10 protein-coding genes are annotated in these 10,842 nt (G+C 42.8%); 5 read left to right on the plus strand and 5 right to left on the minus strand.

What is annotated here, in order from left to right; translation table 11 throughout:
- The first annotated feature begins 2 nt into the window (after positions 1-2).
- From AC6R0R_RS13310 to AC6R0R_RS13330, 5 genes are all read left to right on the plus strand, one after another.
- Entirely contained in the window at positions 3-1,037 is a 1,035-nt protein-coding gene (locus tag AC6R0R_RS13310; protein ID WP_500627035.1) for a hypothetical protein, read from the plus strand.
- 157 nt (positions 1,038-1,194) lie between these two features.
- On the plus strand, positions 1,195-2,487 hold the full coding sequence (locus AC6R0R_RS13315; protein ID WP_009697700.1) for an AAA family ATPase: 1,293 nt from the start codon (positions 1,195-1,197) through the stop codon (positions 2,485-2,487).
- A gap of 3 nt (positions 2,488-2,490) precedes the next feature.
- A complete protein-coding gene (locus AC6R0R_RS13320) occupies positions 2,491-3,228 on the plus strand; it encodes an HNH endonuclease (RefSeq protein WP_500627036.1) in 738 nt (245 codons plus the stop codon).
- Positions 3,229-3,258: 30 nt separating this feature from the next.
- A complete protein-coding gene (locus tag AC6R0R_RS13325; protein WP_500627037.1) occupies positions 3,259-6,444 on the plus strand; it encodes a type I restriction endonuclease subunit R in 3,186 nt (1,061 codons plus the stop codon).
- 11 nt (positions 6,445-6,455) lie between these two features.
- Positions 6,456-7,172: a M48 family metallopeptidase gene (locus tag AC6R0R_RS13330; RefSeq protein WP_050554553.1), complete on the plus strand. Its 717-nt coding sequence runs from the start codon at positions 6,456-6,458 to the stop codon at positions 7,170-7,172.
- Positions 7,173-7,182: 10 nt separating this feature from the next.
- Here AC6R0R_RS13330 and AC6R0R_RS13335 read toward each other — a convergent pair whose 3' ends face one another.
- From AC6R0R_RS13335 to AC6R0R_RS13355, 5 genes are read right to left on the minus strand one after another with little or no spacing between them, the layout of a single operon-like run.
- Positions 7,183-7,644 (minus strand): hypothetical protein, encoded by a 462-nt coding sequence (locus tag AC6R0R_RS13335; RefSeq protein ID WP_500627038.1) that lies wholly within the window; start codon positions 7,642-7,644, stop codon positions 7,183-7,185.
- 51 nt (positions 7,645-7,695) lie between these two features.
- Complete coding sequence (locus AC6R0R_RS13340; RefSeq protein ID WP_500627039.1) at positions 7,696-9,189, minus strand: terminase; 1,494 nt, start codon at positions 9,187-9,189, stop codon at positions 7,696-7,698.
- A 2-nt stretch (positions 9,190-9,191) separates the two neighbouring features.
- On the minus strand, positions 9,192-9,911 hold the full coding sequence (locus tag AC6R0R_RS13345) for a hypothetical protein (RefSeq protein WP_500627040.1): 720 nt from the start codon (positions 9,909-9,911) through the stop codon (positions 9,192-9,194).
- 55 nt (positions 9,912-9,966) lie between these two features.
- Positions 9,967-10,209, minus strand: coding sequence for a hypothetical protein (locus AC6R0R_RS13350; RefSeq protein WP_500627041.1), 243 nt, complete (start codon positions 10,207-10,209; stop codon positions 9,967-9,969).
- Complete coding sequence (locus AC6R0R_RS13355) at positions 10,202-10,600, minus strand: helix-turn-helix domain-containing protein (RefSeq protein ID WP_500626438.1); 399 nt, start codon at positions 10,598-10,600, stop codon at positions 10,202-10,204. The genes AC6R0R_RS13350 and AC6R0R_RS13355 overlap by 8 nt, the downstream gene beginning before the upstream one ends.
- Positions 10,601-10,842 lie beyond the last annotated feature (242 nt).

Consider the following 10,842-nt stretch of genomic DNA (forward strand, 5'->3'; position numbering starts at 1 on the left):
CCATGAGCCGAGTACACTATTTCCAAAGATACTCCCAGAAAGAAAACGTTGTCACTAACAACACGTTGTTGCTCTTTTCACGACTGTACAACCATAGTCCTGCAAGGTTTGAAGATTTCCTAAATGCTCTCAGTGGTGATGGAAACCTAACCTTTGATGTGGGTATGCAGTTTGCCCAGCAAGAAGGGAACACAAAAAGAAATAGTATACCGGACGGCTTAATTACCCAGAAAAGCATCAAAGTTGTTATTGAGACAAAGCTATATGGGAACTACGGTTTATCTCAGCTATCGAACCACTTGGAGAGCTTTGAAAACGAAGATACTCAAGTGCTATTGCTTTTAGACCCACGTAAACCAAACGATGAATTCTTAACGCAAGCGATAAGTGTTGTTAAGAGTTTCAACCAAGAAAACGGTACGCAAGTGGTTTGTTTGGCGACAACTTTCTCCGACATTATCAAAAACTTCGACTCTGTCCTATTGGACTACGATCTTGAGCTCAATGAAATCTTGGGTGACTATCGAGAATTTTGTGATTCGATGTCATTGCTTCCTCGTGATGACATGGTGATGAGAGCTATCGTTACGGGTTATACGTTCCATGAAAACATGGAGTTTGGGGTTTACTACGACCCTATTGATAGGGGCTTTTCAAACCACGCTTATCTCGGTTTATACAAAAACAAATCTGTGCGTGGTATCGGTAAGCTAACCAAAATTGTTCATGCTGAATACGATAAAGAGACGGATGAACTCAACGTGGTGGGTTATCAGAAAGGCTCTGAAATAACCGAAGATGAGAAAATGCGGATAATTGGGGTGATGCGCTCTGCTGAGGAAGTGCATGGCTGGAATGTCTACACTGGGCATCATTTCTTTGTTGTCGATGAGTTCGTACTGACCAACTTCAGCAAAAGCTCTAAATACCCAATTCAGCGTTCTAAGTATTTCGATCTCGGAGAAGAACTTGGTATTGAAACACTACCAAGTGATTCTGAAATAGCCGCAAGATTAACTGAAAAAAGCTGGAGTTAATGCATGGCAAATAACGAATTCGATAAAGTGGAAGCGCCTGCGATTGCTCTGCCTGTGAGCGCTTTCTAAGCTATCGCTATAGTTCTAGATAACTCCCTGAAACTTGGTCGAATATAAGTTACTATAACTTTAATGCTACTTTACGAGAGTAAACCTCATGAAACTCAATACATTATCTGTCAAAAACTTCCGTTGCTATAAGGAGAAAACTTTCCAGTTTAACCCTCAAGTTAACCTTATAGTTGGACAAAATGCGACGGGTAAAACAGCTGTGTTGGATGCAGTAGCGGTAGCTATTGCAACTTGGATACTTGGTTTCAAAAAAAAGAATGATAAAAAAAGTCTATATCCAACTGATGCCACCTTGTCTTATGTTGAAAAAGAAGGGGAGTCTCAGTTCGTTGAAGCATGGCCTGTTTTAGTCTCTGCAACTGGAGTGGTTAAAAACAACGTCGTTGAGTGGGAACGTTCGAAGGACTCACCAACAGGTAATACTCGTTATGGTAATGCAACCTCTCTGACCGCTTTAGCAAAAACTTGCGATGAGCAACTTTCAGAAAATATCAATCTTCCTTTAATAAGTTACTACGGCACTATGCGCTTGTGGCAAGATCCAAAAGCCTATAAAGCAAAACCATCATTAACGAAATCTACTACTAAACCTTCTCGCCTAGATGGTTATAAGCACTGTGTCGACCCTCGTATAGCTTTAAAAGAGCTAGTAGCATGGTTTGCTCGCCAAGAGTGGCAGGCTTTTCAAGAAGGTAAAGAATCTACCATGCTTACGGTTGTGCGTAAGGCGGTAATTGGCTGTATAGAAAATGCTGAGCATTTACGTTATGACCCAAAAAGAGAAGAGTTACTTTTAACCCTTAAAGGTTCAGAGCCACAACCTTTCAACTTGCTAAGTGACGGTCAGCGATGCGTTTTAGCTTTGGTCGCGGACATTGCACAAAAAGCAGCACGTCTTAATCCTCACTTAGGACATGAGGTGCTTAATAAGACAGAAGGCATTGTTCTAATTGATGAGCTTGATCTACACCTTCATCCTAAATGGCAGCGCCATGTTATTGAGGACTTGCGTAATACTTTCCCTAAAGTGCAATTTATTTGCACAACGCACTCACCTTTCTTAATTCAATCACTACGCTCTAGTGAAGAGTTGATCATGCTTGATGGCTTACCACCAGCTCAATTAGCGAATAAGACTCTCTCGGATATAGCGGTAGGGGTTATGGATGTTAACTCGCCAGATACGAGTAGCCGTTATGAAGAGATGAAAGGTGTAGCAACAGAATATTTGAAGTTATTAGATGAATCTGAATCAGCCCCTGAGGATAAGCTTCAACAGTATAAAGAGAGGTTAGCAGAATCGATAGCTCCTTATGATGACAATCCTGCATTCCAAGCATTCCTAGAGATGCAGCGAGTTGCCAAATTAGGAGAGTAAGTTATGCGACCAATAAGAAGAGATACTTCCCCGGAGGCTGACGATTATGATGACTATACCAAGGCAAAACCTGCGTTAATAGGTCGTTTAGGGAGTTATTGTTCGTACTGTGAGCGTCCAATAAAAACTAATTTGGCTGTGGAGCATATTCAACCTAAAGCTGGCGATGATGGACACCCTGAGTTAATTGGCAGGTGGACGAATTTTCTTTTGGCTTGTGTTAATTGTAATTCGACTAAGAAAGATAAAAAGGTCGACTTAGATAAACTCTTAATACCAGATCGCGACAATACTTTTAGCTCCTTTCAATATACTGAGGATGGGAAAGTTTCGGTTTCTGAGGCATTGGCTACTCCAATCAGTGGATATGCAAAAGCAACTTTAGAGCTTGTTGGCCTTGACAAGAAAATACTCCGCGCACTCGATGCAAATGGTGTACAAGTTGAGGTTGACCGTGTTTCTCAAAGGATGCAAGCGTGGGCAAAAGCTCAAAGTGCAGAAGCGATGATTCAACAGCAACCCCAAAACGACTTACTAAAAGAAATGGCTATTGGCTGGGCGGTTTCTGAAGGTTTCTTTAGTATTTGGTTGACTGTGTTTGCAGATTGTCCTGATATGAAGCTTAAACTTGTGCGTGCATTCAAAGGAACTGAAGAGAGTGGTTGTTTTGATATGACAACAGGTGACTCAGTAACCCCAGCCCCAAATCCAGATTTACTTGCCCATGGCGGTAAAGTTTAAATCTCCTTTCTGTCTTGCAGAGAATATATTTTGGCAAATAACGAATTTGATAAGGTAGAAGCCCCCGCCATTGCTCAGTTAGTTAAGCTTGGTTGGACTTACGTACAAGGCAAATCCCTCTCCCCTGAACACGTAAATCAAGAACGTACTTATCTACGTGATGTCATACTGGTGAAGCGCTTAGAGGCGGCAATTAAACGTATTAACCCTTGGATCAGTGAAGAGAACCTGCGCAAGGTATCTAGGGAAGTGACACACCCTAATTTTGCTGCTTTGATGGAGTACAACCATGCTTTCTACCAAACCATGGTTAACTACCTTTCGGTAGAGCAAGACCTCGGTAAAGGGCGCAAAGGGCAAACCGTCAAACTTATCGACTTCGATACAACGTCCAACAACGAGTTCTTAGTGACGAACCAGTTTAAAGTCGAAGGGGCGCAAAACATTATTCCTGACATAATCTGTTTTGTTAACGGTATTCCTCTTGCTGTCATTGAATGCAAATCGCCGTACATTTCTGACCCTATGAGCCACGGGATAGACCAGCTTCGTCGTTACTCCAACCTACGTGAACAAGAAAATGAAGAAGGTGCGGCAAAGCTATTTTGGTATAACCAATTGATGGTTTCTACCTGTCGTGACCAAGCGAAAGTCGGCACAATTAGCTCTAGCAGTCAGCACTATGGGGATTGGAAAGATGCCTACCCACATAGCGATGAAGAGCTAGCTCAGCAATCATTGCACGATAACGTAGTGACGTTTCGTTCTGCCGTGGACGTTCAGCTTCCTGACGATGTTGTGGATGACAACTCCGAGGCAGAAAGCCAAGTTGATTTCTTACAAGCTGCCGAAGAAAAAGCCACTTACGAAGTCCTGACTCGTGTAACAGCGCAGCAGCGATTACTTGCAGGGATGTTTAGCCTGGATAACTTCCTCGATATTCTGCAAAACTTCATCATCTATGAAACCGACGATGGCAAAATCATTAAGAAAGTTGCACGTTATCAGCAGTATCGTGCCGTTAATAAGGTCATTCAGCGCTTAAAAACAGGTAAAGACCGCAGAGAAAAATCTGGCGTGGTGTGGCATACGCAGGGGAGTGGTAAATCTCTGACCATGGTCATGCTAGCTGTGAAGATGCGCCGTGATCCTGAACTACAGCAATACAAGTTGGTATTTATCACCGATAGAACTCAGCTTGATGAGCAGTTATCCAATACTTTCCGTGATGCGCAAGGTGAAACCGTTTATAACGCTGGCTCAGTGAATGAGCTTAAAGAGCTACTTAAAAAAGACAGCTCGGATTTGGTTACTGCGATGGTTCAGAAGTTCTCTGATTTAGAGAAAGAACAAGAGAAACAGCCGAAAGCAGCAGAAGGGTTTAAAGACCTCAATCCTAGCGAAAAAATTATCGTATTGGCTGATGAAGCACACCGCACACAGTTTGGTGGTCTTGCGATGACTATCAATGCAGCATTACCGAATGCGCCTAAAGTAGGCTTTACGGGGACACCCCTGCTTAAAACCCAAAAGATGGGACAAGCATTTGGTGGCTATATTGACGAGTACAAAATCAACCAAGCGGTAGAAGACGGGGCGACAGTACGCCTGCTGTATGAAGGTCGAGAGGTTAAGTCTGAAGTTGCTGGAGAATCTCTTGATAAGTTGTTTGAAGAGTACTTTGGTGAATACACAGAAGAAGAACAGCGCGAAATTAAGAAAAAGTACGGAGTAGAACGCGCCGTGCGTGAAGCGCCTGCTCGTATCCGTTGGGTCTGCCTTGATTTGCTCAAGCACTATAAAGAGCACATTCGCCCTGATGGCTTTAAAGCAATGATTGTTGTTGGTAGTCGCCATGCCGCTGCCGTTTTCAAAAAGACACTGGATGAGCTTGGTGCTCCGCCTTCCGAGGTAATCATTTCTGGTGACCACAACGATAAGCAATATATCGCTAAGTACACCGACAAAGCACATCAAAAAAAGGTGATTAGTAACTTCAAAAAGCCTTTTGGTATGGATAAGGCTGGCACTGAAGAAAAGGACAAGAAGTTTGATAATACGGCGTTTCTCATCGTCAAAGATATGCTGTTAACTGGCTTTGATGCACCGATTGCACAAGTTATGTATATCGACAGAAAGCTGCAAGATCACACATTGATGCAAGCCATCGCTCGAGTGAATCGCACATACAAAGGTAAAACTTGTGGCTACATCGTTGACTACTATGGTCTAGCAACGCACTTAACTGAAGCGCTTGATTTGTTTAGTAGTGAAGATGTCGAAGGGACGTATCAAAGCCTCAAAGACGAGATTCCGAAGCTTAAGGCGAAACATACCCGTGCAATGTCATTCTTTAAACACATTGATAGCGATGATATTGACGATTATGTTCTCGCACTAAAAGATGAAACTACTCGAGCTCAATTTGATGTAGCGTTCAAGCTCTTTGCCAAACAGCTCAATGTGATATTGCCTGATGCTAGTGCTGCTCCTTTTGTCCCAGATATGAAGTTGTTAGGGAAAGTACACAATGCATCGCGAATCATGTATCGGGATGCTGGTTTAGATATGCGAGAGATTGGCGAAAAAGTAAGGCAGTTGGTTGATGAGCATATTTTGAGTACAGGGGTAGATCCCAAAATTCCTCCAGTGGACTTATTGGCAGCTAATTTCAAAGATACGATTAAGCCAAATAAATCAGATGAATCTAAAGCTTCTGAGATAGAGAGCGCTATCAAGCATCATATAACGATTAATCTTGATGATGACCCTGAGTACTACCGTTCTTTGAGCCTGAGACTGAGGGATATTATTGAGAAAACGTCTGGTCAGTGGGCTCTGCAGCTTGAGTTACTACTTGCCATGACAGATGACATTGGCTCAGCCCACCAGCAAGCCGCTCAAGATGTTGGGTTAAACGAAACAGAGTTCGCTTTTTACAATATCTTAATTGCCGAGGTGACTAACGCTAATGATGGCGATGTGATTGATGAACGCGTCCATGAAGCTATTAAAGACACCACGCAAACTTTGGTCGCCATGTTAAATGAAGCAACGGAAATAATTGATTTCTTCGCTAAGCAAGATGAAATTAAGCGGATGAAGAAAGAGATAAAACGCGCTGTGCTTGATCAGCCGTTTGGTGACAAAGCATTGGTTGGTGCTATTCAAGAGCGTTTTATGGATCTCGCTAAGCACAAGTTCGGCAATAAATGATTGAGCAAAACATGACGAAAAAGCATCAGCCAGAGCTTATTCATACTGCCAGTTACAGTGTGCTGGTGGAGCGTACTTCAAGAAAGAAAACTGCATCACTTAAAGTTGATGAGGGGGAGGTGACTATCATTGTCCCCAAGGTATTAGAGCAAGAAAAAATAGATGAAATTCTTGCAGATAAGCACAATTGGATAGTTGATAAGTTGGCTCAATATCAAGCTCATAGTCCCTCGTTAGCACGAGAATATGTGTCGGGTGAGGCATTGCCATACCTAGGGCGTAACTATCGTTTAAAAGTGCTTACAGGCGATTTGGCACCCACTAAGCTGATGAATGGGCGCATCACTGTAACCGTGCCTGACCCTTCAACTCAAACGCACTATATTCGTCGGGCATTGGTGAATTGGTACAAGCGCCATGCTGACAAAAAAATTCGCGAAAAAGTGAGGCGTTATGAATCGCTGGTGGGTGTTGAAACTGGCGTCGTTCGGACTAAAGAGTTTAAGAGCCGCTGGGGTAGTTGTACCCCTTACGGTGATTTAGAGTTTAACTGGGTGATTGTTATGGCCCCTAACCGCGTAGTTGACTATGTGGTTGTCCACGAGCTTTGTCATTTGCTTCATCATGATCACTCACCTCAGTTTTGGAAAGAAGTGGAGCGAGTAATGCCCGACTACAAAGAGCATAAAGAGTGGCTCAGAGAGTTCGGGCATGGGTTATACATCTAAAGCATTTTGACTACTTGATTACTTCATGTGAAAAGTCATCCCAGAGTTTATCTGAACTTAAGCTTGCGCCGAGCTCTAAGGGAGTACTCGAAGACTGCGCTTGCATCTTGTCTGAAATAGCTTGGTTGTATGTTCCGACGTTCAAAGCAAATTCTATTGCAGCAATAATGTACCCGAACCCATTCATGTTATTTTCATAACCGAAGTCGCTGATATTAATGATGTCGTTGACTTCTTCTATTAATAATCTAGTGCGTGATATGTCCGATAATGATATGTCGCTTTCATTGATGTAAGTTAGATCGCCACCCAGCTCTTGAACGACAACATCAATTACAAGGTTGTTGTATAAAAGAGCTTTAGCTTGCTCTATAGAAATATGGTATTTGTCTTCAATGACAGCTTTTTTAAGTAGATACACCAGTTCTAACAGTGTCACTCTGACTTCTTTGGAAAAATCTTTACTAAACATGTTCTTAATCTCTTGAATTTTGATGGTAGTTAGTGCACGCGCGGAGTTTGTTCATTCTTCATCCCAGCCAAAGAAGTCTGCAAGTGAAGCGCTTTGGTCGTTATCATTACGTCTTTCATATGCTCTTCTTGGGGATGCAAGGAACATAAAGCAGTATGTATCGGAACGATCCGGTGATTTTATGTTGTGCTTTTCTCGCATCTCCTTTTTAGAGGTAACAACCCACTGTCCTGCTTCATTTATGAAGACAGGAAGCCGACTCATTTGGTCTTTGGTCATTTCACTCGGGTCGATTCTCATGCGGCCAGTTTTTACAGCATTGCGCATCATAATATGGCTATATGCGCGCTTGTTAATGAAGCGGCTTTTGGCATCACTATTAAAAACGGGTTTCCCCCAGCGAATCTCTTGTGTGTCTATACCTAGTTCCCTTACAGTCTTGACAGTGGAAAAGCCGACACCATCGCCATCAATCAGAACAGTGATATTTTGGTTTTGATATGGCTCTATGACTTTCTGGATCTCGTAGGCAAAATCAATAGGGTCAATGTCTGGACTCATTTCAAGAATTTGGTGTGACTCCACCAGCCTATGTTCTGGCGAGTCTAAAGATACTTTACAAATATTGATTACAGACTTGTCTCGACCATTACCAACATCACAGGCGGCGACCCACCCCCATTCTTTTTCCTGCAGGTGAATTTGTGCTCTTGCTGAACGCTCACAATCAGTTCTGCTCAGAAGGTACCCTTCCATACTGTCAGGGAAACGACCAAGTACCTTTATTTGGTACTCTGCCGCATCTTCTCCTCCATAGGAGAGTAGTTTTTCTCCTATAAACTCTGGTGTTACCAAAGGAGACTCTTCTGAGCTAAGAGTTATGGCACTCCATATGCCATCAGGGTTGCTAGGTGTTTTTGCCAGTCGATGGTGTGTATCGTAGAAAAAGCCGGAACTTCGAGTTGGCTGACTTAGCAAACACATATTGTTATGGGTTTCTGTTAAAGCTGAACTTAGTACCTGTAAAGCCTTGTCAGGGAGCCCACTGGCTTCATCAACAACAACTAGGTAGGTATGGCAGTGCTCACCAGCAAGAGCTTCCTCTTGACCTAAACGAGCAGATTTCGCTATACAGCTCCATACTCCTTTGTAGCCCACCGCGAAGAATTCACGTTCATTGAGTTCGAAATAGGAAGCTAACCACGGAACAGAGCTACATATTGTTCTGAAATTGACTTTGATGTATTTCCAAATGACATTTCTAACTTGCGCGGCATTATTGGCTACGACTACGACACGGCTCTCTGGATAAAGAATGATGAACGCCAGTATCATGATGCTTGTCATATCACTTTTACCTGTGCCGTGACCGCTAGAAACTGATACCCTAGCGCCTTTAACCTGCATTGCTTCAATAATTTGTCGTTGCTGCCATGTCGGCTTTTTCTTGGCAATAACTGCTGCAAAGCCCACCCAGTCATGTTGGAATTGCTTTATCAACTCGAGGTAGCGAGGATCTGACAACGCTGTTCTAATTATGGCCATGTTTACCCTCCTTGGTGTAAGTCGTTAGTGTTCGATGAGTTAAAGAAGTGGTCTGAAATCCTTTTCTTTTCTTGCTGAATCGCTTTTTCTCGTTCATCTCGACGCAGTTCTTCAGATGCCGTTTCTTTCCAATATTCCATTAGTTGTTGCTGAATTTCTTCGCGACTGTATTGCGAATCATCTATGTCGGATGGAGAGCTTTTAATCTCCATTTCAAGTTTTTTCATGACATAGAGTGGCGGTTGCCCTAAGTCGTTAATTTCAAATTGGTAGGCAATATCGGTTGCGGAGCAATCTCCGGTATGAAAACGCTTTAGCCAACGATTCTTAAGCCTTCTCTTTTTAGAATCAAACTCTGTGTCTAATACTATTGGTGACTCAAGTGCTTTCTGTATCTGAGGTACCAGCTTAGAGGCTCGATCTGCACACGATAAGGCAACACTCAGAGCTGTCGCTGATTCTCCTTGTTGGTGGAGCTCTTGGATTAGTTGCTCTCCCATCACCGCTAGATTTGAAAGTTGACCTTTGAGTATGCCAACTTCAAAGCCGAGATCGTTGTCTATTACAGCTGCTAGTAATTCGGGTGAGAGCTGTTTTGAATATCCACCGTGAATCAATGCCGCATTGTTGTTTTTTTTGAAGCGAGAGCGCTTAGTCGTTGGATCTAGCTCATAGTCCTTTCCTTTAACCGCTCGCGACCTGATCATTATTTCTTTTTTCATGCTCGTAACCGCGCTACTGGTGTTGGGGGAGGGTTGTCCCCCGAACACACTTGACTTAAAGGTTGTTTAAAAGAGAGATGGCTGACCGTATATGCTTCATAGCAAGTTTATAATTGTTACTTTGAATACAAGTCTCCCGTTTTTGCTCTTTGCTTTGCTCTCTTCTGAGCGCTTTTCTAAACGTGCTTGCAGGAATCCCTCGGCTCTTGGCAAAAGCAGCCATAGATAGATCAGGATACTTAACTGAGGCTAATTGGAATTCGGCAGATAATAGTTTCCAGTTGTATTTATTAGGCATGTAGTTTGTCTCCCACTTGACCATGCTTTTTCATGTAGAACTCAGCTGGACATGAGTAGTAATTTCCGTCTTGAGCTAGGAATGTTCCATTCGAAGTCACCGGACTAATGAGTTTGTGACGCTTACTCTGATTATCCTGCAGTACTGAAGTGTTTAGCTTGTATAGGTTGCTTGTGGGTCCAGAGGATGAATATCGACGTTTCTTCGTAATTAGTTTTATCTCTTCAAGTTTTTTGATAGCTCGCTTAATTGCTGATTCACTGAATCCAGTAATTTTTGCTAATGTTTTAATCGAAGGAAAACATTGGAATTTCCCATCGGCAAAAGTGCTTAAGTGCACAAGAGTCGCTTTTTCTATACCGGAAAGGCCGAGTGCTAAAGCGTCAGTCATCAAGTATCTATTCGTGGCTGTAAATTGAGTCATCTGGTATAATCCCCTTCGCTGTACTGCATTGAGTTTGACGGCTTCGTATGCAGTGTTCTGGTTGGGCCATAGTGATACTTTTGTTGTCACTGTGGCCTTTCTGTATGGTCCTGTGAGTATCTAGTTGGTGGCTAACGGACCTACTAACAAACCAACTAATAAACCAACTAACAGTACTTACATTACTGTTCTGCTTTGAATCCATTCAT

Source organism: Vibrio sp. R12-SW3-ISO1, from assembly GCF_059834005.1.